The organism is Haemophilus haemolyticus (genome assembly GCF_003490935.1).
GTDB classification, from domain to species: Bacteria; Pseudomonadota; Gammaproteobacteria; order Enterobacterales; family Pasteurellaceae; genus Haemophilus; species Haemophilus haemolyticus_M.
In genome coordinates this window covers 89,961-114,366 of sequence record NZ_QQGD01000005.1, presented here as the reverse complement: position 1 = coordinate 114,366, position 24,406 = coordinate 89,961, and the positions used below count along the sequence as shown (strand labels likewise).

Annotated in this window: 22 protein-coding genes, 3 tRNA genes and 1 other annotated feature; of the genes, 10 read left to right on the top strand and 15 right to left on the bottom strand. The window is 38.0% G+C overall.

Annotated features, from left to right (window positions below; genetic code table 11):
• Nucleotides 1-69 precede the first annotated feature (69 nt).
• From pgsA to DV417_RS07355, 4 genes are all read left to right on the top strand, one after another.
• Entirely contained in the window at nucleotides 70-627 is a 558-nt protein-coding gene (gene pgsA / locus DV417_RS07370; protein WP_118879248.1) for a CDP-diacylglycerol--glycerol-3-phosphate 3-phosphatidyltransferase, read from the top strand.
• A gap of 154 nt (nucleotides 628-781) precedes the next feature.
• Nucleotides 782-857, top strand: a tRNA-Gly gene (locus DV417_RS07365).
• Nucleotides 858-861: 4 nt separating this feature from the next.
• Nucleotides 862-948 (top strand) — tRNA-Leu (locus tag DV417_RS07360).
• Nucleotides 949-998: 50 nt separating this feature from the next.
• Nucleotides 999-1,074, top strand: a tRNA-Lys gene (locus DV417_RS07355).
• Between the two features lie 207 nt (nucleotides 1,075-1,281).
• Here the strand turns inward: DV417_RS07355 and thrC are convergent.
• Genes thrC through thrA form a run of 3 tightly spaced genes read right to left on the bottom strand, consistent with a single transcriptional unit; the run spans nucleotide 1,282 to nucleotide 5,997 of the window.
• Complete coding sequence (gene thrC, locus DV417_RS07350; RefSeq protein WP_118879247.1) at nucleotides 1,282-2,556, bottom strand: threonine synthase; 1,275 nt, start codon at nucleotides 2,554-2,556, stop codon at nucleotides 1,282-1,284.
• A 31-nt stretch (nucleotides 2,557-2,587) separates the two neighbouring features.
• Nucleotides 2,588-3,538: a homoserine kinase gene (gene thrB / locus DV417_RS07345; protein WP_118879246.1), complete on the bottom strand. Its 951-nt coding sequence runs from the start codon at nucleotides 3,536-3,538 to the stop codon at nucleotides 2,588-2,590.
• 11 nt (nucleotides 3,539-3,549) lie between these two features.
• Nucleotides 3,550-5,997: a bifunctional aspartate kinase/homoserine dehydrogenase I gene (gene thrA / locus DV417_RS07340; RefSeq protein WP_118879245.1), complete on the bottom strand. Its 2,448-nt coding sequence runs from the start codon at nucleotides 5,995-5,997 to the stop codon at nucleotides 3,550-3,552.
• A 35-nt stretch (nucleotides 5,998-6,032) separates the two neighbouring features.
• Nucleotides 6,033-6,151: a sequence feature (Thr leader region), on the bottom strand.
• Nucleotides 6,152-6,321: 170 nt separating this feature from the next.
• Between thrA and DV417_RS07335 the strand changes: the two genes are divergently transcribed.
• Complete coding sequence (locus tag DV417_RS07335) at nucleotides 6,322-7,023, top strand: YggS family pyridoxal phosphate-dependent enzyme (protein WP_118879244.1); 702 nt, start codon at nucleotides 6,322-6,324, stop codon at nucleotides 7,021-7,023.
• Nucleotides 7,024-7,100: 77 nt separating this feature from the next.
• Here the strand turns inward: DV417_RS07335 and DV417_RS07330 are convergent, their stop codons facing one another.
• From DV417_RS07330 to DV417_RS07300, 7 genes are all read right to left on the bottom strand, one after another.
• Nucleotides 7,101-7,856: a class I SAM-dependent methyltransferase gene (locus tag DV417_RS07330; protein ID WP_118879243.1), complete on the bottom strand. Its 756-nt coding sequence runs from the start codon at nucleotides 7,854-7,856 to the stop codon at nucleotides 7,101-7,103.
• Nucleotides 7,857-7,988: 132 nt separating this feature from the next.
• Nucleotides 7,989-9,134: an N-acetylglucosamine-6-phosphate deacetylase gene (gene nagA, locus DV417_RS07325; RefSeq protein ID WP_118879242.1), complete on the bottom strand. Its 1,146-nt coding sequence runs from the start codon at nucleotides 9,132-9,134 to the stop codon at nucleotides 7,989-7,991.
• A gap of 57 nt (nucleotides 9,135-9,191) precedes the next feature.
• Nucleotides 9,192-9,995 (bottom strand): glucosamine-6-phosphate deaminase, encoded by an 804-nt coding sequence (gene nagB, locus DV417_RS07320; RefSeq protein ID WP_009500377.1) that lies wholly within the window; start codon nucleotides 9,993-9,995, stop codon nucleotides 9,192-9,194.
• A 178-nt stretch (nucleotides 9,996-10,173) separates the two neighbouring features.
• On the bottom strand, nucleotides 10,174-11,052 hold the full coding sequence (gene nanA, locus DV417_RS07315) for an N-acetylneuraminate lyase (RefSeq protein WP_118879241.1): 879 nt from the start codon (nucleotides 11,050-11,052) through the stop codon (nucleotides 10,174-10,176).
• Nucleotides 11,053-11,062: 10 nt separating this feature from the next.
• Nucleotides 11,063-11,929, bottom strand: a complete 867-nt coding sequence (locus DV417_RS07310; RefSeq protein WP_005625613.1) for a MurR/RpiR family transcriptional regulator — start codon at nucleotides 11,927-11,929, stop codon at nucleotides 11,063-11,065.
• On the bottom strand, nucleotides 11,922-12,824 hold the full coding sequence (locus DV417_RS07305; protein ID WP_118879240.1) for an N-acetylmannosamine kinase: 903 nt from the start codon (nucleotides 12,822-12,824) through the stop codon (nucleotides 11,922-11,924). The genes DV417_RS07310 and DV417_RS07305 overlap by 8 nt, the downstream gene beginning before the upstream one ends.
• A 44-nt stretch (nucleotides 12,825-12,868) precedes the next feature.
• The gene (locus tag DV417_RS07300; RefSeq protein WP_118879239.1) at nucleotides 12,869-13,555 is read right to left on the bottom strand and encodes a putative N-acetylmannosamine-6-phosphate 2-epimerase; all 687 of its coding nucleotides are present in this window, start codon (nucleotides 13,553-13,555) and stop codon (nucleotides 12,869-12,871) included.
• 359 nt (nucleotides 13,556-13,914) lie between these two features.
• Between DV417_RS07300 and DV417_RS07295 the strand changes: the two genes are divergently transcribed.
• The 5 genes from DV417_RS07295 (at nucleotide 13,915) to DV417_RS07275 (ending at nucleotide 20,124) form a co-directional block, all read left to right on the top strand.
• On the top strand, nucleotides 13,915-14,901 hold the full coding sequence (locus DV417_RS07295) for a sialic acid TRAP transporter substrate-binding protein SiaP (RefSeq protein ID WP_118879238.1): 987 nt from the start codon (nucleotides 13,915-13,917) through the stop codon (nucleotides 14,899-14,901).
• Between the two features lie 71 nt (nucleotides 14,902-14,972).
• Entirely contained in the window at nucleotides 14,973-16,823 is a 1,851-nt protein-coding gene (locus DV417_RS07290; protein WP_118879237.1) for a TRAP transporter large permease subunit, read from the top strand.
• Between the two features lie 123 nt (nucleotides 16,824-16,946).
• On the top strand, nucleotides 16,947-18,074 hold the full coding sequence (locus DV417_RS07285) for an N-acetylneuraminate epimerase (protein WP_192878566.1): 1,128 nt from the start codon (nucleotides 16,947-16,949) through the stop codon (nucleotides 18,072-18,074).
• An 88-nt stretch (nucleotides 18,075-18,162) separates the two neighbouring features.
• Nucleotides 18,163-19,626, top strand: coding sequence for an N-acetylglucosamine-specific PTS transporter subunit IIBC (gene nagE / locus DV417_RS07280; RefSeq protein WP_118879235.1), 1,464 nt, complete (start codon nucleotides 18,163-18,165; stop codon nucleotides 19,624-19,626).
• A gap of 63 nt (nucleotides 19,627-19,689) precedes the next feature.
• Nucleotides 19,690-20,124, top strand: coding sequence for a methyltransferase family protein (locus DV417_RS07275; protein ID WP_118879234.1), 435 nt, complete (start codon nucleotides 19,690-19,692; stop codon nucleotides 20,122-20,124).
• 42 nt (nucleotides 20,125-20,166) lie between these two features.
• Here DV417_RS07275 and hflC read toward each other — a convergent pair whose 3' ends face one another.
• The 5 genes from hflC to DV417_RS07250 form a co-directional block, all read right to left on the bottom strand.
• Nucleotides 20,167-21,054 (bottom strand): protease modulator HflC, encoded by an 888-nt coding sequence (gene hflC / locus DV417_RS07270; RefSeq protein WP_005625632.1) that lies wholly within the window; start codon nucleotides 21,052-21,054, stop codon nucleotides 20,167-20,169.
• Entirely contained in the window at nucleotides 21,054-22,289 is a 1,236-nt protein-coding gene (hflK, locus tag DV417_RS07265) for an FtsH protease activity modulator HflK (protein WP_192878565.1), read from the bottom strand. Before hflK ends, hflC begins: the two co-directional genes overlap by 1 nt.
• A 752-nt stretch (nucleotides 22,290-23,041) precedes the next feature.
• Nucleotides 23,042-23,230, bottom strand: coding sequence for a hypothetical protein (locus DV417_RS09375; protein ID WP_153063336.1), 189 nt, complete (start codon nucleotides 23,228-23,230; stop codon nucleotides 23,042-23,044).
• A gap of 292 nt (nucleotides 23,231-23,522) precedes the next feature.
• The gene (locus tag DV417_RS07255; protein ID WP_118879231.1) at nucleotides 23,523-23,741 is read right to left on the bottom strand and encodes a hypothetical protein; all 219 of its coding nucleotides are present in this window, start codon (nucleotides 23,739-23,741) and stop codon (nucleotides 23,523-23,525) included.
• Nucleotides 23,742-23,993: 252 nt separating this feature from the next.
• The gene (locus tag DV417_RS07250) at nucleotides 23,994-24,377 is read right to left on the bottom strand and encodes a hypothetical protein (RefSeq protein ID WP_118879230.1); all 384 of its coding nucleotides are present in this window, start codon (nucleotides 24,375-24,377) and stop codon (nucleotides 23,994-23,996) included.
• Nucleotides 24,378-24,406 lie beyond the last annotated feature (29 nt).

Here is a 24,406-nt window from a genome sequence, read left to right as displayed (position 1 = left end):
GTGGCTTTTTTTATAGTCTTAGATACTTTAGAATAGGCGTATCTCTAACACCAAGAGCGGTTCATTTCTATGAAATTTAATATTCCTATTTTCCTAACGATGTTTCGCGTAATCCTGATTCCGTTTTTCGTGATTGCATTTTATTTACCTATCGGATCCTCTCCTTTTATTACTACATTCATATTCTTTATTGCCGGTGTTACTGATTGGCTTGATGGTTATTTGGCTCGTAAATGGAAACAAACTACAAGATTTGGCGCTTTTTTGGATCCTGTTGCAGATAAAGTAATGGTTGTCGCAGCCTTGGTTCTCATCGTTGAATACCAACACTCTCTTTGGATTACGATTCCTGCCATTATTATGATTTCTCGCGAAATTATTATTTCTGCATTACGTGAATGGATGGCTGAACTCGGAGAACGTAGTAAAGTCGCTGTTTCTTGGTGGGGAAAATGGAAAACAACCGCACAAATGTTAGCCCTAGGAGGATTATTATGGCGTTACAATAACTATATGGAAATTGCCGCTATAATCTTGCTTTACATCGCAGCCATTTTAACAGTATGGTCAATGATCCAATATTTACAGGCAGCAAAAGGTAGCCTACTAGATGATCTAAAACTCTAATTCTGGATAAAGCGCGGTATTTTCTACCGTACTTTTATTATTTTGTCTTATTTTTAATCAAACAAAGTTTTTTTTTATTTTTTCATTTGACACAAGACTATAAAACCGTAAAATACGCCCCGTTGTCATACAGCAATGCTGATTGATGATAAATGCGGGAATAGCTCAGTTGGTAGAGCACGACCTTGCCAAGGTCGGGGTCGCGAGTTCGAGCCTCGTTTCCCGCTCCAATTTGCCCGAGTGGTGGAATCGGTAGACACAAGGGATTTAAAATCCCTCGCCTTTCGAGGCGTGCCAGTTCAAGTCTGGCTTCGGGCACCATTTAAACACCAATTCAAAGATTTTAAAATTTACTTTAAAATCATCTAATTGGGTCGTTAGCTCAGTCGGTAGAGCAGCGGACTTTTAATCCGTTGGTCGAAGGTTCGAATCCTTCACGACCCACCACTTAAAAATAAAGTAAGCACCGAAAGGTGTTTTTTATTGCCTAAATATAGTACTACTTTTCAAATTACTGGCTTATTGAAAAATAGCTATTCTCTCTATCCAATCTAAAATAATTAATATATTTTATTGCTACGTATATTTTCTAAAATAAAATAGCGCCTGAAAATCAAGCGCCATCAAAATACAATAAAAATTTACCGCACTTTATTACTTCAATAAGTAAGCCCGTAGTTGTGCAAAATCATTATCCATTTCATCAGAAAGCAATGGCAGCTGATTATGTTTATCTAGAGCTTCTGGCAATGGTAACTGAATACCAAGAATACGTTCTACGGATTCTTTAAATTTTGCTGGATGTGCTGTACATAGGAAGATTCCTGTCTCACCCGCTTTAAGTTGATCTTTCAACACCTGATAAGCAATCGCTCCGTGCGGTTCACATAAATAACCTTTTGCCTGCATCGCTTTTAAGGTATCTTCTGTTTCGCTATCACTTAGCATTCCCGAACCTAAATCAGTTAAATCCCAACCATTTCGTTTAAACAGTTCTTCCACTCTTGGCCAGTTATTTGGGCGACTTACATCCATTGCATTAGAAAGGGTTGCAACTGTCGTTTTAGGATCCCAATTACCCGATTTCAAATAACGTGGCACCGTATCATTTGCGTTTGTTGAGGCGACAAAGCGTTTTATTGGCAAGCCTAAAGTTTTTGCAATTAACCCCGCAGTTAAGTTACCAAAATTACCACTTGGCACAGAAACCACAACATTATCACGTTTTTCTTTTGGCAATTGTGCGACAGCCTCAAAGTAATAACAAACTTGAGCTAATAGGCGACTAATATTAATAGAATTTGCAGAATTAAGCCCGATAGCTTGGCGCAATTCAACATCATCAAAGGCTTGCTTAACTAAAGCCTGACATGCATCGAAATCAGCGTTAATCGCAACTGTACGAATATTCCCACCTAAAGTACAGAATAGCTTTTCTTGCAATGGACTGATTTTACCTTTTGGATAAAGGATAACTACATTAATATTTTCTAATCCATAAAACGCATGTGCTACAGCAGCCCCAGTATCGCCAGACGTTGCCGTTAAAATAGTAATTTTGCCATCACCACGAACTGCTGCAAGCGCCTGAGCCATAAAACGGCCCCCAAAGTCTTTAAATGCCAATGTAGGCCCATGAAATAATTCAAGTGCATAAATATTATCTTCAACTTTTTCTAACTGTGCGGTGAAAGTAAACGCATTTTTCACCATCTCATCTAACGTTGCTTTCGGTAATTCTTCACCAATTAATGCACCTAGAATTTTTTGGCTACGCTCAATAAGAGGTAATTCAAGTAATTCATCAATGTTATTAAGTTGAGGAATAACTTCAGGAAAGAATAAACCTTGATCCCGACCAAGCCCTTGCCGAACAGCCTGAGAAAAAGTGACTTGTTCTTCGGGATGTTTGATATTGTATAAATTCATATTTAATCCGTTTTTATCTGATTTTATCTATTTAAATTAATTTAATTTCTCTTGCGCCTTCGTTATCGACCTTACATACATGCACAAAACCTTCATTATTTTGTAAATAATGATTCTCTAAATAAGTTGAAAGTTTAATTGCAGTTTGTAAATCTGGGGCAATAGAGAAAATTGTTGGGCCTGAGCCTGAAATACCTGTGGCAAGTGCACCTAAATCGCGTGTAGCTTGTTTTACTTCAGCAAAATTAGGTAGCAGAGATTCACGATAAGGCTCGGCAATGACATCTTTCATCATAATCGCCGCAAGGTTTTCCTGATGGGTATGGCAAGCATGCACAAAGCCACCTAAATGACGACCATGGGCAATCACGTCTTGTCGAGTATAGCTTTTCGGTAAAATTGCTCGAGCTTCAGCAGTAGAAACTTCAATTCCCGGATATGCTAACACCCAATACCAATTATCAAAAAATGGCAATTTTTGACAAATATTGCCGAGCGATTGCACCATAAATTGCACACCGCCAAGATAGCAAGGTGCGACATTATCATAATGGATAGAACCAGAAATACGCCCTTCCAATTCGCCCATCATTTCAAGCAATTCCATTTTCGAAAAAGGTTCATTATGAAACTGATTTAATGCTACTAATGCAGCAACAATAGAACAAGCACTAGAGCCTAAACCAGAGCCTATAGGCATATTTTTTTCGAGCGTTAAACGCAAAGGCTTCACATTTCCTCCGCGTAATTTTAATTGCTCGCTAAATAGCACATAAGCTTGGTAAACAATATTTTTTTGTGGTTCTTTCGGTAATTTGCGAACAAAATAGCCCGCACTTTCTAACTCAAAACCACTTGAAATAGATTCTATTTGAACCACATCACCTAACAGAGAACCATCAATAGGAGAGATCGCGGCGCCTAAAGTATCGAAACCTACGCTAATATTCGCGCTAGATGCAGGGGCGTAAATTCTTAACATGGGAATCCTTATTAATGTTGTAATGTTCTTAAAATATCTGCAAAGATACCTGCCGCAGTAACCGCATTGCCTGCGCCATAACCACGTAATAAAAGTGGGATAGGTTGGTAATAACGAGTATAAAATGCCAAAGCATTTTCACCATCTTTCACTTTATAAAGCGGGTTATTCTGATCGACTGCAACAATAGATACTTTACATTTACCTTCACAAATTTTTCCAACATAACGCAATACTTTGCTTTCAGCTTTAGCGGTGGAAACACGAGCTTTAAACTCTTCATCAAGCTGTGGCAACATTGCCATAAATTCATCTGCAGATTTTCCTTCAGAGAAGCCTTTCGGCAATACACCTTCAACTTCAACATCAGAAAGTTCAAGCTCAATTCCTGCTTCACGAGCAAGAATTAATAATTTGCGCGCTACATCTTGTCCAGAAAGGTCATCTCGAGGATCAGGCTCAGTAAAGCCTTTTTCTCGAGCAAGTGCGGTGACTTCTGAAAGAGAAAGTCCCTCTTCTAATTTACCAAAAATAAAGGAAAGGGAGCCAGATAAAATGCCTTCAAAATATTCAAGTTCATCACCCGCAGCAAGTAAGTTTTGAAGATTTTCAATTACTGGTAAACCAGCGCCCACATTCGTTTCATATAAGAATTTATGTTGGCTTGCTTGAGCGTTTTGGCGTAACTCATTGTAATAAGCTAATTCTCGTGTATTCGCTTTTTTATTTGGCGTGACTACATGGAAACCTTCTTTTAACGCACGAGCATAAAGCCCCGCTACAGATTCGGCTGAGGTACAATCTACAAATACTGGATTCACCACATGATGTAATTTAATGAAAGAAAGCAATACATCAAAATCTGATGGCTGAGTTGCATTTTCTAAATCGGTTTTCCAATCGTCTAAACATAATCCATTTTCATCGAGCAACATACGGTTGGAATTCGCAATAGCACAAACTCGGATTTCAACATTCTTCTTTGCTAGATACTCCTTTTGGCGCTTTACCTGCTCAATTAATTCTCCGCCTACTCCACCAACGCCCACTAAAAACATATCCACTACTTTTTTATTATTGAAAAGCGCCTGATGAGTAGCTTTCACTGCTTCAATTGCTTTATTTTGTGGCACAACCGCAGAAATTGAACGTTCACTAGAACCTTGTGCAATCGCCACAATGCTAATATTTGCCTGTGCTAACGCAGAGAAGAAACGAGCAGCAATGCCTTTCGCTTGCTTCATTCCATCGCCCACAACAGAAATAATGGATAAATCTTTAATCACTTCAATTGGTTCTAATTGATGTTCATTTAATTCATTAGCAAACTCAGTTTCTAGTACGGTTTTCGCGACTTCTGCAGATTTCACTGGCACGCAGAAGCTAATACTATATTCAGACGAAGACTGGGTAATTAAAATGACTGAAATGCCTGCACCTGACATAGCTGAAAATACGCGAGATGCCATGCCTACCATGCCTTGCATACCAGGGCCTGATACATTAAACATCGCCAAGTTATCTAAGTTAGTGATACCTTTGACTTGTAAACTTTCTGATTTCACATTGCCATCAATAATCGAACCTGGTGCAGAAGGATTTCCTGTATTTTTAATGACACAAGGAATATTTTGTGGCAACAATGGGCCAATCGTACGAGGATGAATCACTTTTGCACCGAAATAAGAAAGTTCCATCGCTTCACGATAAGAAAGAGTTGGTAATAAACGTGCATCAGGCACTAAACGCGGATCACAAGTATAAACGCCATCCACATCGGTCCAAATTTCGCATACACTTGCGCCTAAACAAGCGGCTAAACAGGCTGCAGAATAATCTGAGCCATTACGACCGAGCAGCACCAACTCACCTTTTTCGTTACCCGCAGTAAAGCCTGCCATAAGCACCACTTTATCTTTTGCGATACTTGCTGCATCAACACGTTTTGTTGATTCTTCAATTTCAACTGAAGACTCAAGATAACCGCCTTTTGCTAATAATTGTTTGACCGGATCCACAATATATACGCTATAGCCACGCGCTTCAAACCAAGCTTTCATCATTGCGATAGAAAGTTTTTCACCACGGCAATCAATCGTCGCTTTAACTGCATCTTCTACTTTTCCTGCCTGACGAATTTCTTCTAATAATCCTTTAATTTGAGCAAATTCAGCATCAATAAGCGCTTTGGTGCTATTTAAGTCGAATTGATTATTTTCGGCATGTAAGCCATTGATGATGTTATAGAAAATTTCGATTGCTTCGTTGAAATGCGTATCGATTGGTTGATTTAATGCAGCTTTTTCAGAAAGGGCGACGAGATGATTAGTTATTTTTGCTGGTGCTGATAAAACACCTGCAGCCTGCTCTTCTAAATGAGCTTGCTCGATCAATTTCGCTGCTTGGGAAAAACGTTCCGGATTTGCAAGCGAAGTGCCGCCAAATTTAAGTACGCGCATGATTGGTTCTCCTAGAGATATTGTGTTTTTAAATTTATAAAAAAACCCGCTATTCAGTTGAATCGCGGGTTTTCTGTATCCTGTTTTTTGGTGCACTAACCCGCGCCATTAATCATAGTAATGGTCATCATAATGGTGGTAATCGTGCTAATGATTACGGATAAAGTGCGGTTATTTTTCATTGTGTTTTATCTTGAAAAACGAATGCGTAAAGAAATACCGAAATTTCCCGAGCTTGTCAAACAGAAAGTAACAAATTTTTCAGAAATTTTCTCAGTAAATAAATTTCGTGTAAACTAACCGCACTTTTATAAAGGAGAACCTATGGATATTCAACATAATCTCAACCTAATTCATCAAAAAATTGAAACGGCTTGCGAAGAAGCTAAACGCAATCAAAATACCGTAAAATTACTTGCCGTATCTAAGACCAAACCTATTTCCGCGATTCTTTCAGCTTATCGGGCTGGACAAAGGGCTTTTGGTGAAAATTATGTGCAAGAAGGTGTAGAAAAGATCCAATATTTTGAGTCTCAAGGTATTAACCTTGAATGGCATTTCATCGGTCCATTACAATCGAATAAAACACGTCTCGTTGCAGAACATTTTGATTGGATGCAAACACTTGATCGAGCAAAAATTGCAGAGCGTTTAAATGAACAACGACCGACGAATAAGGCACCGTTGAATGTCTTGATTCAGGTTAATATCAGTGATGAAGAAAGTAAATCAGGTATTCAACCTGAGGAAATGTTAACACTGGCAAAACACATCGAAAATTTACCGCACTTACGCTTACGTGGCTTAATGGCAATACCCGAGCCGACCGATAAAATCGCAAAACAAGAAGCTGTGTTCAAAAAAATGTCAGACCTATTTGAACAACTTAAACAAGCCTTACCCAATCAACAAATTGATACACTTTCTATGGGAATGACGGATGATATGCCGAGCGCAATAAAATGCGGCTCTACTATGGTACGTATTGGTACTGCGATTTTTGGTGCAAGGGATTATTCAAAATAAATCTAAAAAATTCTATTGAAAAAATTGTCGTAAGAAAAAAATGAACCGCACATAAAAGTGCGGTTCATTTTTTTATATTATTTTTGGCTACATACAGCAATAAAATGTAATTTATGTTCAGGATCATTAAAGGTTTTGAACATTCTTTTAAATTGCTCACGATTTTCCGCTTTCATGGCATTACGGATGATTTTTAACGTCCCAAGAAGACCCTCATCATAAATCATCCCTTTTGGTGAAAGTAAGGTCATCTCACCAGAGAAAGTATCGACATTTCTAAAGCCACTTTCTTGGAATATTCCTTTCCATCCATCTTTCGTTAATGGCGTTACCGTCACGTTAATCGCTTTGCGCATATTTTCTAGAATCGTTTGATGATCATTCCCCACCAGCATAACATCGTGAGTAAGCAATAAACCATTGGGTTTTAACACTCGAAAATATTCTGCAATGGCTTTTTTCTTAGCTTCCACGGGTAACATTGTGAGCATCGCTTCATTGATGACAATATCAAAACTTTCATCCTCGAAAGGCAACTTCATCGCATTCGCTCGCTGCACATGAATTTTTTCTTGCAAGCCATTTGCTTCGATATTTGCTTGTGCTTTTTCTAATGCATGTTCGTCTAAATCAACACCTTCAATATGGCAACCAAATTGTTTCGCCAATCCAATTGCTGTCGTTCCCATATTACAGGCAACCTCTAACACTTTTTTATCTTGGCTAAAATCGCCATTGGCTATTAACCAATCTGTCGCTTTTTTACCGCCTGGACGCAAACGAGTTTTACCTAAACGTGCAAGAAAATTATGCCCTACTTCATCTTTTGCCATATCTATCTCCTAGTAATTAACTTGGTTTTTATATTATAGATGAAAATTATTCTTATTAAAGTAGTAAAGCAAAAAATAACCCAACCGATTGGCTGGGCTATAAAAAATCAGGAAAATTTACCGCACTTTAAATCAATTAGGTTTCCATTCACCATTGAGCACGGTTGCTGTCACTTTATAATCTGACGTAAACACGGCTAAATTCGCGATTTTTCCTTTTTCTACCGAACCTAAACGATCATCCACACCAATTGCTCGTGCTGGATAAAGGTTACTCATTCGAATTGCTTCAGCAAGCGGAATTTCTACAAACTCCACTGCATTTTTAATAGACTCGATCATGGTAATTGATGCACCAGCGATCGTACCATTTGCATCAAAACAGCGACCATCTCGGATATAAATAGTTTTTCCTACGAAGGTGAAGGTTTCCAATTCAGGTGGGGCACCTGCTGCAGCGAGAGAGTCAGTCACAATACAAAGTTTGTCACCTTTGATTTTTTTATCAATGCGAACATTGCCGTAATTGATATGCACACCATCCACGATAATACCGGTGTAAACATCAGAATCTAGTACCGCACCTACTACGCCCATAGCACGACCAGAACTAATTGGCGACATTGCATTATGCAAGTGAGTCGCAAAAGTTGCGCCTTTGTGGAATGCAGCTTTAGCGACTTCATAGCTTGCATTGGAATGCCCTACAGATACAATAATGCCAGCTTTCACAAAATCAGGTGTATAGTTAATGGTTGGGTTTTCTGCGGCAATGGTAATTTTTGTAATAACATCACCATTTTCACAGAGGAAATCCTTCATTTCAGGCGTAATTTCACGAATATATTCAGGACGGTGTACACCTTTTTTCTCAACACTGATAAACGGCCCTTCAATGTGTAAACCAAGTGCTTGGTTTTTATGCTTATTTAGATATTCACGCATAATTTTCACCGCACTTTTTATGTTTTCATCTGGTGCCGTGATAAAAGTAGGAAGGAAACTTGTACAACCTGATTTCAAGTTAGTTTCCTGCATAATTTCCAAGGTTTCAACGCTAGTTTGGTCGTTAAACATCACACCACCACAACCATTTAATTGAAGATCAATAAAACCAGCCGTTAAATTATTACCTTGTAAATCAATGGTTTTGATACCTGTTTCTAATTCAGCTTGTGGAACTACCGCTTCAATAATTTCACCGTTAATAATTACAGCAAAATCACGTAAAACATCATATTTTGTGTAAATCACACAATTCGTTAATGCATATCTCATTTTTTGTCCTTAAATAAAATAATCAGAAAAATTACCGCTCTTTTGAGCGGTAGGATCTTATAACACGCTATGAATGGCGCGTTGTTCTAATTCAGTAAAATATTTAACAGTTTTTACTTTCAATTCTTGTTGAGCAGGTTCATCACAAACTAACACAAAATGGCGATGTAGCTGAAGTGCACTCACTGTCCACATATGGTTCACACCACCTTCTACAGCAGCTTGAACTGCAAGTGCCTTATGATGGCCTGTCGCAAGGATCATCACTTCTTCGGCATCTAATAATGTGCCTACGCCAATAGTTAAAGCATATTTAGGCACTTTATTCACATCATTATCAAAGAAGCGTGAATTTGCGATCAGTGTGTCTTGAGTTAACGTTTTAATACGAGTACGGGAACTTAATGATGACGCTGGCTCATTAAAGGCGATATGACCATCATTACCTACTCCGCCCATAAATAAATTAATTTTTCCGTAAGATTTAATTTTTTCTTCATAACGGCGACATTCCGCATCATGATCATCCGTGTTGCCATTAAGAATATTGATATTTTCTGGCTGAATATCGATATGATTGAAAAAATTGTTATACATAAAACTATGATAACTTTCAGGATGTTCCTCTGGTAAACCCACATATTCGTCCATATTGAATGTTACCACATGCTTAAAGCTCACCTCTCCCGCTTTACAAAGTGCGATTAATTCTTGGTAAGTTTTTAATGGCGTACCACCAGTTGGTAAACCGAGAACAAAAGGGCGTTCAGCCGTAGGATTAAAATGATTGATACGATCAACAATATGGCGTGCAGCCCAACGACTCACCTGTTGTTCGTTGTGTAGAGGAATAAGACGCATACTATACTTCCTTTATTTTCAATACCGTGGATAAACAAACCAACGGTTAAACATAATGGTTCCCCACTACGAAATAGAAAAACTGAGAAGCAGGAAACGAGAATTGCTACCCCAAAAGGGATAAATTATGAGTAACCTAGGGAAATCACTCCCCTAGGTTCTCACGATATTCCATTAATTATAAAAATTTCGCTTTCAACTCTTTTGCTTTAGCAAGCTGAGCATCTGTTGCTTTTGCTGTCATTGGCTCACGGCAATAACCCGCATCCACACCTTCTAATTTAAGCAATTCTTTGATGGTTAAATATAAACCGTTTGCTAAAATACCTTCGATTAAATCGTTGGTTACATGTTGAATTTCTAACGCTTCGGCTAATTTACCCGCTTTGGTTAATTCAAAAATTTGACGAGCACGAACGCCGTTTACGTTGAAAGTTGAACCAATTGCACCATTCACACCAAGTGCGGCCGCAGGTAACATCATTTCATCGAAACCTGCCCAAATTAAGTGGTTTGGATAAGCTTTTTTCAAACGTTCTAATAAATAGAAATCACCTGCTGTGAATTTTACCCCTAATACTTTCGGGTTTTTGTAAAGTTCACCAAATTGTTCAATTCCCATATTCACGCCAGTTAAGAACGGAATAGAATACACGATCATATTATTGCCCGTTTCTGCAATAATGGTGTCATAATAATGCTTGATTTCAGGAAAACTAAATTTATAGTAGAACGGAGTAACTGCAGATAAGCTATCGTAGCCTAATTCTGTTGCATATTTACCTAATTCAACTGCTTCTTTTAAGTTTACGCTACCCACTTGAGCAATTAGCGCGATTTGATCTTTTGCTTCATCTTTTGCAATACGGAAGATTTCTTTTTTCTCTTCAGTTGAAAGCATAAAGTTTTCGCCTGTTGAACCACCCACATATAAACCATCAACTTTCATTTTGTCGATATTATGGCGGATAATTTGACGTAAACCTTTTTCATTAATTGTGCCATCTTCATTAAATGACACTAATAATGCACTGAAAATACCTTTTAAATCACGCATAAGTTTTCTCCTATTTTATACGTTGTTCAAGAATCACATTGAGAGTTTTTTGCTTGGTTTGAGCAGCAAGTTCTTCTTCGCCCTGCACTAACAAAGCATAAATTAAATCTAATACAAAAAGCTGTGCAATTTTGGTACCAATGGAGTCACCTTGTAGCTTCCCTTGTTTATTACCATTTACCAAAACATAATCAGCATATTCTGTAACGGGGGAACGCAAACTGTGAGTTAATGCCACTGTCGTTGCACCATTTTGTTTAGCAATTTTGAGTGTGTGCGCTGTTTCTGCGGAATATCCTGAATGACTTAAACCAATTGCCACATCAGAAGACGTAAGTAATGCCGCCTGCATATACATAAAATGATTATTACCTGTTGCATCCACTTGGAAACCGATACGCATCAACTTATTTTTTGCATCTTCAGCTGTCACACCAGATGATCCCACGCCGAATAAAAAGATACGACGTGCTTTTTTAATGGCTTTAACCACTTGTTCAAGCTGTTTTAAATCTAATAAATTAACCGTTTCTTCCATTACATTAGAAACTGCCGCTTGCAACTTTTGTGCAATCGTTAAAGAATCATCGCTCGGCATAATTTCTGTTTCGAGCACAGTTTCATCATTGTTATCTTTCGTAGCAAGCTCAATGGAGAGTTCTAATTTAAAATCGCTGAAACCTTTAAAACCAATGGTTCGACAAAAACGGACGAGCGTAGCTTCTCCAACTTCCAAATGCTTAGCGATTTCTGAAAGGGGGCATTGGGACACCAAATCAGGCGAACGCAAAATCGTATCGGCAATTTTTTTCTCTGATTTGGTTAGGCTGTGGTAAAGCGAACTAATGGTGTTTAACACATTTCCGGATTTAGCCATAAATGGTTCCTTTTGGTTTATCAAGCAGAACATCTTTCACCCAATAAGCTGCGCCCACTAATCCAGCATCTTGACCAAATTTAGCAGATTCAATGTCACAGCTATATACAGCAGGCATATCCTGTAAGAAACGTTTGACTAATGGTAAATAACCTTCAGCCAACCCTACACTACCACCTACAACAACTTTTTGAACATCCAACCCAATCACTAAATCTGCCACTAAATTGGCAATGGCTTGGGCTGAACGTTCTATAAGTGCGGTAGCTTTTTCATCATTTTTTCTAAAACGTTCAAAAACTTCTCTTGGCTCACAAGGATCGTCCCATTGGGAAGATACCGCTTCAATAGCACGACCCGCAGCAACTGCTTCTACACAACCACGACGACCACAACCACACATTGGGCCATTAGGATCCGCTAATGTATGCCCGATATGTCCCGCGATTCCCTTTGGACCAGTTTGTAATTGTTGGTTTAATATGACACCGCCACCCACGCCAGTTGAAACAGTAATAAAAACAAAGTTTGATACTTTTTCTGAATCTTGAAGTTGGTATTCCGCATAGGTTGCGGCTTGCGCATCATTTAATAAGCCAATTGGTTTATCCGTGTGTTTAGCAATACTTTCTTTTAGTGGAAATTGATTCAAACCACCTAAATTTTTAGGATTAAGTGCGGTTAAAACACCGTCATTTATAATACCGGTTGAAGCCACCGCCACATAATCAAATTGACCCGCATAATGAGTAAGAAGTTGTTCTAATGCTTGATGCATTCCTTCTACCACATTTTCACGCGGTGTATGAATTTGTTGGCGTTGTTCAACTTCGCCATTTTTTACGATAGCCGCTGCGATTTTTGTACCGCCAATGTCTAGAGCTAAACAACGCATAACTTATCCTTATAGTATGAAGTATTTTCTCACACGTCTTACGACTATCTTGCTGATTTTACAGAATTAGCAAACCAACTCACGATATGCTCAAGGCGAGTTAAGGCTGAACCAACAGTGACGCAATCTGCGCCAATTTCAATGGCTACTTTTGCCAATTCAGGGGTGTTATAGCGACCTTCTGCCATCACAAAACAGCCCGCTGCCTTTAAATCTTTCACTAATTGATAATCAGGTTCTTCGGGTACTGGACCACCTGTATAACCGGACATTGTGCTGCCCACAATATCAAAACCGAGTTTTTGACAATACAAGCCTTCTTCTAAATTAGAACAATCTGCCATGGCCAAACAGCCCATTTCATGGATTTTTTTCACCGCACTTTCAATATCAACTGGACGAGGACGGCTAGTGCCATCTACCGCAATAATATCTGCCCCAGCATTGGCAAGATCTTCAATATCTTGCAGGAATGGCGTAATACGAATCGGACTATCAGGTAAGTCACGTTTTACAATACCGATAATTGGAATGTTTACGAAAGGACGTGTCGCTTTAAGGTTATCTACACCTTCAATACGTAAACCTGATGCGCCACCAGCAACAGAAGCTTGGGCCATAGCAGAAACAATTTCTGGTTTATCCATTGGGCCATCATCAACAGGTTGGCAAGAAGCAATGAGACCATATTGAATTTGAGAAAGCACATCTTGATAAGATAATTTCGACATAATATCACTCCTAAATATATTGAGGCCGATAATGCTTAAATGCTTTATTACAAGCCATCTAGGCGTTAGCATTATTTAGACTCAATCATCCTCAAAAATATAACTGAGCCCGCATTTTCGTCAGTGCTCAGCATTATATAAAAACATAACTCCATTTTAAAAGTTTTTTTGAAGTATTTTTTTGTAAATGTGATCTACCTCTCAATTTTGAAATAAAACTTCAAAGAGCAGTTCAAAAAGTATTTTTTTACTTTAGAATAGCGCCCGAGTAGTTTTTTTGATGTCTAGAACATCAAGCATTCACTTTCAATCCAAGCCAATTATGGCTTATATCAACATAGGTTCACACAGGAGCGAACATTATGAAATTTACTAAACTTTTCCTTGCAACTGCTATCACATTAGGCGTTTCTTCAGCCGTTTTTGCCGCAGATTATGACTTAAAATTTGGTATGAATGCGGGTACTTCATCTAATGAGTACAAAGCAGCAGAAATGTTTGCAAAAGAAGTAAAAGAAAAATCACATGGTAAAATTGAAGTTTCACTTTATCCAAGTTCACAACTTGGTGATGACCGTGCAATGTTAAAACAATTAAAAGACGGTTCTCTTGACTTCACTTTTGCTGAATCAGCTCGTTTCCAATTATTCTATCCTGAAGCAGCAGTGTTCGCATTACCCTATGTCATCACCGACTACAATGTTGCACAAAAAGCATTAAAAGAAACTGCATTTGGTAAAGATTTAGTTCAAAAAATGAATAAAGAATTAGGCTTAACCTTATTATCACAAGCTTATAATGGTACTCGCCAAACAACTTCAAATAGAGCAATCAACAGCATTGCAGATATGAAAGGTTTAAAACTTCGTGTACCAAATGCGGCAACTAACTTAGCTTATGCAAAATATGTAGGCGCATCTCCAACACCTATGGCATTCTCTGAAGTATATCTTGCACTTCAAACTAACTCTGTAGATGGTCAAGAAAATCCATTAGCAACAGTACAAGCACAAAAATTCTATGAAGTGCAAAAATTCTTAGCGATGACTAACCACATTTTGAATGACCAACTTTATTTAGTGAGTAACGAAACTTATAAAGAATTACCTGAAGATCTTCAAAAAGTAGTCAAAGACGCCGCTGAAAATGCAGCAAAATACCATACTAAATTATTCGTAGATGGCGAAAAAGATTTAGTGACATTCTTTGAAAAACAAGGGGTGAAAGTAACTCGTCCTGATTTAACGCCATTCAAAGATGCGATGAAACCATTCTATGCTGAGTTTGTAAAACAAACTGGTGAGAAAGGTGAAAAAGCATTAAAAGAAATCCAAGCTATTAAATAATCTCTATCACGTGCGCCAGCAATTTGGTTGGCGCACTCATTTTCGTTCTCCACAATCTCTCGGAGTGAAGTATGAAATTTTTTAACAAACTTGAAGAATGGATTGGTGGCGCACTGTTCCTTGTGATCTTCGGTATTCTTGTAGCCCAAATTCTATTCCGTCAAGCTTTCCACTCGCCGTTAATTTGGAGTGAAGAACTCGCTAAACTATTGTTTGTTTATGTAGGAATGCTCGGTATTAGCGTGGCAATTCGCAAACAAGAACACGTTTACATTGATTTCTTAACCAATTTGATGCCACCTTCAGTTAAAAAAGTCGCAAACTCTTTTGTACAGTTAGTGATTTTCCTTGGTATTATTTTCTTTATTCATTTTGGTATCAAAACTTTCCTAGGTTCTAGTTTTCCGATTGATGCATTAGGTGGAATTTCAGAAAAATGGATTTACGCTTCTTTACCGATCATTTCTATTCTAATGTTAGTGCGTTTTTTCCAAGCACAAGCGGACAATTTTAAAGAAGATAAAAGCTATTTACCTGCAACCTTCTTTATTGTAAGTGCGGTCATTTTATTAGGCATTTTATTTACGTTCCCAGAGTGGTACAAAGTATTACGCATTACAGAATATGTGAAGTTTGGCTCAAACGCAGTATACGTTGCCCTAATATTCTGGCTGGTTATTATGTTCCTCGGCGTGCCAGTAGGTTGGTCATTATTTATCACCACATTACTTTATTTCTCAATGACCCGATGGAACGTAGTAAACGCAGCGGCTGAAAAACTGACTATGAGTTTAGACAGTTTCTCATTACTTGCTGTGCCGTTCTATATCCTAACGGGTATTTTAATGAATACTGGAGGTATCACAGAACGTATCTTTAACTTCGCGAAAGCCTTACTCGGTCACTACACTGGTGGTATGGGTCATGTAAATATTGGCGCAAGTTTATTGTTCTCAGGCATGTCTGGTTCTGCACTTGCTGATGCGGGCGGCTTAGGTCAGTTAGAAATCAAGGCTATGCGCGATGCAGGTTATGATGATGATATTTGTGGTGGTATCACAGCAGCATCTTGTATCATTGGTCCATTAGTTCCACCAAGTATCGCCATGATTATTTACGGTGTAATCGCCAACGAATCCATTGCGAAACTCTTCGTTGCAGGTTTTGTACCAGGCGTACTCGTTACGATTGCTTTGATGATCATGAACTACTACGTATCCAAAAAACGTGGTTATCCAAGAACACCAAAAGCAACTCGTGAAGAACTTTGCACATCATTCAAAAAAGCATTCTGGGCAATTTTAACCCCATTACTCATCATCGGTGGTATCTTCTCTGGCTTATTTAGCCCAACAGAATCTGCCGTTGTTGCTGCGACTTATTCCGTAATCATTGGTAAATTCGTTTATAAAGAATTAACCATGAAAATGCTCTTTAATAGCTGCATTGAAGCTATGGCAATTACTGGTGTGGTTGCATTAATGATTATGACCGTGACCTTCTTCGGAGATATGATCGCACGTGAACAAGTTGCAATGCGTATAGCAGATGTATTCGTTGCCGTAGCTGATTCTCCACTTATGGTATTAGTCATGATCAATGCGCTCTTGCTCTTCTTGGGTATGTTCATTGATGCATTAGCATTGCAATTCTTAGTCTTACCAATGTTAATTCCAATCGCAATGCAATTTAATATCGACTTAGTATTCTTCGGTGTAATGACTACTTTGAATATGATGATCGGTATCTTAACACCGCCAATGGGTATGGCTCTGTTTGTGGTGGCGCGTGTGGGTAATATGTCAGTATCCACTGTGACTAAAGGTGTATTGCCGTTCTTAATACCGATATTCTTAACATTAGTATTAATTACGATTTTCCCACAAATTATTACTTTTGTACCAAATCTATTGATGTCTTAACACTAAAGTGCGGTTAAAAAAAGTAAAGCTTTTATAACCGCACTTTTTTTATAAAATAAATCCTATTCAATGCGGTTTTATGAATAGCAAACCATAAACATAACTTAATAAATGAGGTTTATTATGACATTGACAAAAACAGCATTATGCGCCGCACTTTTTGCAACTGTTGCATTTTCAGCTAACGCACAAGCCTATCCAGATTTACCAGTAGGCATCAAAAGCGGAACTGGCGCACTCATCGGCGATACCGTATATGTAGGCTTAGGTTCGGGTGGCAATAAATTCTATTCTTTAGACTTAAAAGATCCTGCTGCACAATGGAAAGAAATTGCAGCATTCCCTGGTGGTGAACGTAATCAACCTGTTGCAGCAGCTGTAGATGGAAAACTTTATGTATTCGGTGGTTTGCAAAAAAATGAAAAAGGTGAACTACAACTTGTTAATGATGCTTACAGCTACAATCCAGCTGATAATACTTGGGTGAAACTTCCTACTCGCTCTCCGCGTGGATTAGTCGGTTCAAGCAGCGCATCTCACGGCGATAAAGTTTATATTTTAGGTGGTTCTAACCTCTCTATATTTAATGGTTTCTTCCAAGACACCGTGGCAGCAGGTGAAGATAAAGCGAAAAAAGATGAAATCGCAGCAGCTTATTTCGATCAACGTCCAGAAGATTATTTCTTCACAACAGAATTATTGAGCTATGAACCATCAACCAATAAATGGCGCAATGAAGGTCGTATTCCATTCTCTGGTCGTGCTGGTGCGGCATTCACCATCCAAGGTAATGACTTAGTGGTGGTCAATGGTGAAGTGAAACCAGGTCTTCGTACCGCAGACACGCATCAAGGCAAATTCACTGCTAAAGGTGTGCAATGGAAAAACTTACCTGACTTACCTGCGCCAAAAGGTAAATCACAAGATGGTTTAGCCGGTGCACTCGCAGGCTATAGCCATGGCCATTATTTAGTCACGGGTGGCGCAAACTTCCCTGGTTCAATTAAACAATTCAAAGAAGGCAAACTTCATGCGCATAAAGGTTTAACCAAAACATGGCATAACGAAGTTTATACTTTAAATAATGGTAAATGGAGTATCGTTGGTGAATTACCAATGAATATTGGCTATGGTTTCTCTGTATCTTACAACAATAAAGTATTGCTCATCGGTGGTGAAACTGACGGTGGTAAAGCGTTAACCAGCGTCAAAGCCATTAGCTACGATGGTAAAAAATTGACCGTTGAATAATTTGGCATAGAATAATATATAAGGCTTGAGGCAAAGAATGGGCTCAAGCCTTTTGATTTCATCAAAATATAAAAATTAAGGAGATTATATGAGTGTACTTAGTTACGCACAAAAAATCGGTCAAGCCTTAATGGTGCCTGTAGCAGCCTTACCTGCTGCGGCATTATTAATGGGTATTGGCTATTGGATCGACCCAGATGGTTGGGGTGCAAACAGTCAATTAGCAGCATTATTAATTAAATCTGGCGCAGCAATTATTGATAACATGGGCTTACTCTTCGCTGTAGGCGTCGCGTTTGGTCTTGCAAAAGACAAACACGGTTCCGCCGCACTTTCAGGTCTTGTTGGTTTCTACGTAGTAACCACCCTACTTTCCCCTGCAGGTGTAGCACAATTACAACACATTGATATTAGTGAAGTGCCTGCCGCATTCAAAAAAATCAATAACCAATTTATCGGGATTTTAATTGGTGTGATTTCAGCTGAACTTTACAACCGTTTCTATCAAGTTGAATTACCAAAGGCACTTTCGTTCTTTAGCGGAAAACGCCTCGTCCCAATTTTGGTTTCTTTCGTGATGATCGCCGTATCATTTGCCTTACTCTATATTTGGCCGCATATTTTTAACGCGCTCGTTTCATTTGGTGAATCCATCAAAGATTTAGGTGCAGTCGGTGCGGGGATCTACGGTTTCTTCAACCGCTTATTAATTCCTGTTGGCTTACACCATGCCTTAAACTCTGTATTCTGGTTTGACGTAGCTGGTATCAACGATATTCCAAACTTCTTGGGCGGCGCTAAATCCATTGCCGAAGGCACTGCCACTGTGGGTGTAACTGGCATGTATCAAGCTGGTTTCTTCCCTGTGATGATGTTTGGTTTACCGGGTGCTGCTCTTGCAATTTATCACTGTGCAAAACCAAATCAAAAAGTACAAGTGGCCTCAATTATGCTTGCGGGTGCATTAGCTTCTTTCTTTACAGGGATCACTGAACCGCTTGAATTCTCATTCATGTTCGTTGCGCCTGTACTTTATGTATTGCATGCATTATTAACGGGTATCGCTGTATTTATTGCAGCCACCATGCACTGGATTGCAGGATTCGGATTTAGTGCTGGTTTAGTGGATATGGTACTTTCTAGCCGCAATCCACTTGCCGTTAGCTGGTATATGTTACTTGTACAAGGTATTATATTTTTTGCTATCTATTATTTTGTGTTCCGTTTTGCAATTAATGCCTTTAATCTCAAAACGCTAGGACGTGAAGATAAAGCAAAAACAGCTGCAGCCCCAACACAAAGCAATCAATCTCGCGAAGAAAGAGCGGTGAAATTTATCGCTGCTTTAGGTGGTTCAGAAAACTTCAAAACTGTAGATGCTTGTATCACGCGCTTACGCTTAACTTTAGTTGACCATCACAATATTAATGAAGATCAACTTAAAGCGCTTGGTTCAAAAGGTAATGTAAAATTAGGTAATGATGGATTACAAGTCATTTTAGGGCCTGAAGCTGAACTTGTAGCAGAAGCGATTAAAGCAAAATTAAAATAAATTTTGACCGCTCTTTACATGCCGCCTATCACTAGGCGGCATTTTTATTAATGAGATTTAACGATGTTGTTTATTCCACCACCACTACTCTGTTTATTAATTGGCACAGCAATGTATTTTTTGCCAAAAGTTGCCAGTTATTCTGTCCATTTTGCAGTTATTGCCTTTGTCATTACTCTTTCATTTTTGATTGCAGGGGGCAGTGTGCTTCAATTTTTTATCCGCAAAACGACTATCAATCCTCATGACTTTAAACATACAACACAATTAGTTTCTACAGGCATATTTCGATTTAGCCGTAATCCAATGTATTTAAGTTTGCTGTTAATGTTAATTGCGTGGGCTCTTTGGTTAGGTAATAGCGTGGCTTGGTTAGGCGTGATTGTCTTTATACTAGTTATGAATCGCTTTCAAATAGCCAGAGAAGAAGCCTATTTGGAAAGTAAATTTGGCGATGAATATCGTCGTTACAAACAAAAAGTAAGACGCTGGCTATAAAAAAACACCTTCACAAGGAAGGTGTTTTTATCAATTTTAAATCTATTTCTTCGGTGCCTGCATAAAGCGGAAGAAATCACTATCTGGTTTTAAAATCATCATATTGTCAGAGCTTGCAAAACTCGCTTCATAGGCTTTTAAGCTACGTACAAAAGTAAAGAATTGTGGCTCTTGTGCAAAAGCATCTGAATATAATTTTGCCGCAGCTGCATCGCCTGAGCCTCGTAATTCTTGTGCAGTTTTATTTGCATTAGCAAGAATCAACGTCACTTTACGATCTACATCAGCTTGGATAAATGCAGCTTTTTCTTTACCTTGAGAACGGTGTTCACGCGCGACTGCATCACGTTCTGCACGCATACGTTGATAAATTGAAGAAGATACTTCGTCCGGTAAATTAATTTGTTTTACACGCACATCAATCACTTCAATCCCTAATTCTGCCGTACTATCTTGCCCTGAATTTAAAGCTTTTTTTGCCCCTTCCATTAATTCACCACGCGTACCAGAAACGATATCTTTAATGGTTCTTGTACCAATTTCAGAACGCAAACGGTCATTTACTTTACGGCTTAACAAGCTTGAAGCTTGGGTATAATCGCCACCACCAGTAGATGTGTAAAATCGACCAAAATCACTAATTTTCCATTTCACATAAGAATCTACTAGCAAGTCTTTTTTCTCAACAGTAACAAAACGTGTTGCCGATCCATCTAAAGTACGAATACGCGCATCTAAAACTTTAATGCTATCAATCAAAGGCACTTTAAAATGCAAACCTGGTTCATATACAACCACTTTGTTATCTGCATCACGTTGTACTTTGTTGAATCGCAACATAATACCGCGAGTACCTTCCGTCACGACCACGACACTGGAATACACTACTGCCGCAATGACAAAAATAGCTGGTAATAAAAATTTACGCATTAGTTAAATCTCCCTTGGCGAATCGGCTCAACAATGCTTGGTAGCTGGCTTGAAGAATGATTAATACGCTCTGGCTGTGATAAAACAGGCGCAGATTCTACCGCTCTTTCTGTTACGGCTGGCGCTTTAGCTGATACTTTTTTACCCATGATTTGTTCTAAGGGTAACACGGTTAAATTGTTACCATTATTGCCATCAAGCATCACTTTTGGGGTATTTGCCATGACTTTTTCCATGGTTTGAATATATAAACGCTCACGCAGTAAATCTGGCGCAGCTTTAAATTCAGGCAACAAACGCTGCAAACGTTCCACTTCGCCTCGTGCATCTAACACGATACGATCTTTATAAGCTGTCGCTTCTTCAATAATACGTTGTGCATCACCACGCGCAATCGGCTCTTTCTCACGGGCATAAGCTTCCGCTTCACGAATGAAACGCTGTTCATCTTCCTGCGCTTTAATTGCATCATCAAAGGCATCTTTTACTTCTTCAGGTGGGCGCGCAGATTGGAAGTTCACATCAATCACCTCAAGTCCCATATCATAGGATTTAATAATGTCATTTAACGCTTTCCACGTATCTTCACGAACAACCGCACGGCCTGTTGTTAAAATATCATTCATTGACATATGACCGATCACATAACGCAATGCACTATCAGTCGCTTGACCTAAACTATCATCAGCATTCGTCACGCTAAAACGATATTTAGCAGGATCTTGCACACGATATTGCACGGTCATTTCTACACGAACCATATTTTCATCTTTAGTCAGCATTGAACCCTGTGTGCGAAGTTCTTTAACTTGCTCTACATTCACTGGCAATACTTTATCTACAAATGTTGGTTTCCAGTTTAAACCTGGTTGAACAATAGAATGCAATTCACCAAAACGAAGCACTACACCACGCTCAGCCTCTTTAATAGTGTAGAAACCACTTACGCCCCAAATAATCGCACCAATCGCCACGGCAAGCGGCACCACTTTTCCAAAATTAAATGGCGTATTGTTTTGAGAACTACCATTATTTTGACCGCTCTTTTTATTTCCACCACCTAATTTTCTGAGAAGGTTATTAAAAATCTCCTCAATATCTGGCGGAGACTGTTCTTGATTCCCACGATTTTGATTGTTATTCCATCCATTATTATTGGATGAATTTCCCGGCTGTTGGTCATTGCTTTGCCCTGGTTTACTCCAAGGATCGCGATCTGAACCGTTCTGTGACATTTCATTCTCCATTTGTCAAAAAATTGTTAAGAGTTTAGCTAAATAAATGGGGCGCGTCTATGAAAATGCAAGAGGGGATAACCATTAATTTCGCCGCACTTTCAAGTTATGCCCCTTAGGAGCGGAGATTTTTTGCCGTTAGTGTTAGATAGCTTTTACTATTTGCTATCGTAGCAGTTACTGCCTTAACAGATTTTTAAATTAAGATTGCCTTTAATAGCAATACGCACATTTTCAGAAAAAGCGATGTTAATTCTCATCGCAGCTTAGGTGTCTTGCTCTCTCGTGATATTTCCGTAGAAAATCGGATATGCTTACGCTAGATTGGATGTAAAATTATAAGGTTTGATTAACACAAGCATCGTTTAAAATACAAAAGTGCGGTCAATTTTTGAGAAGTTTTAAAACTCTTTGAAAATTGACCGCACTTTGTACTTCAGTATTTTAAATTGTAGTCTATTTAAATATCAAACAGACTACAAATTTCTAATAACTTAACATCAGAAATTAAACACTTTCTATACTATCCACCTCTTAGTTTTTTAGATATAAGAATTGATAATACTATTAATGGCGATAATCTGGAAAAACCATATAAGTTAAATGACAATACGTCAAGAATATCTTTCATAGAGATATTTCCAAAACTCACAATAAATTTAAATAATATAATAAGAGAAGAAATACCAACAAAACAAAATATAAACACGAACAAAGAATAACCAGTAAAATAAACTAAAAAACTCATTAATCTACTTAGCATATAAACGCTCTCTGGAAAAATTTCTAATATCTTGCTCATTGCTTTCTAAAAATTTATTTAATGACTCACCTGTAAACGAGTCAGCTGCAACCCCCACGATGGCGCGCGTCTCCTGACGCGTGCCAAAAATATCAATTTCGTTTAATGATGATTTTACTATTTTCATTAACAACTTCATTTTGTTTATTTTTAGATAGATATAAGCACGCGTCAGGAGACGCGCGCTATCTTGAGGGCTTGTGTTATCTGAGGATTATTTTCTATAGAAACATAAAATTGAAACAAAAAATATAAAAACATGCATAAGAATCATTTTTAAGCGCTCAATAAAACCATCATTAAAATAATCCAATAAATGTATATTAAATAAATCCATATTATTTTCAAAATTATAAAGAATTCTGGCAATCAAAAACATTGAGATACTTAATAGAAAACTTCCAAAAATAATTATTAAGATATATAAAAATTTATTTTTCATTATTTTTACCTTTCCAATTACTATATTCATATTGAAACCATCTATTACTTGATTCTCCACCTAAAGCTCCTCCGATGCTAGGTATAATATTTCTTCTATATACATCAACATAAGGAACTTTATCATTTAAAGGCTGAGAGTTATATTTAGCCCACATGCGATCCAGGTTAATCTTCTTATCTAACGATACTTCAATGGCTTTACCCATACCGTAACCAATAGCCGAACCAATACCGCTAAAGATTGCACCATTGAATACAGATTGATCGGTGACATAAGAATTAATTGCCCCTTCTGCTGTATTTCCCCTACAGTAATAATAGCTCCTTTTCCTTTTAATAAGTAAGCCGTAGTTAAATCTATTCCTAGCATTTTATATCAATAGTGCAAATTGCTTATAGTTAAAATCTTTAGTTATTCTGGACTCTATTATATTCCACAATACTTGTTTAGGATTTATTTATCCATCTACAGTCTCTTTGCAATAATGATCATCATATGAATACCTTAATAAGGTATTTTTATTCAAATATAATACTTTTATTGAATTACCATCTTTACAAAAAGTTAAATTATCCATTTTTAGATAACCATGCTTAATAATAAAACTCTCATATTTATCTTTTTCTCCAGATAAAGTTATATTAATTTCATAAAACCTAAAATTATCTACATTCAATATATCCCTAGATAAATTTTCTTTATATAAAAAATTTAGTAATCTTTCTCCAGCTTGTGACCTATATGTAACTAACTTCCCCTTATCACTACATGAATAAATAGATGTTATTGTAAAAAATAAAATAAGAAATATCACGACAGCTATACTTTTTACTCTCCCCATCTTTTCATACCCTCTCCGCCTAAAGAATA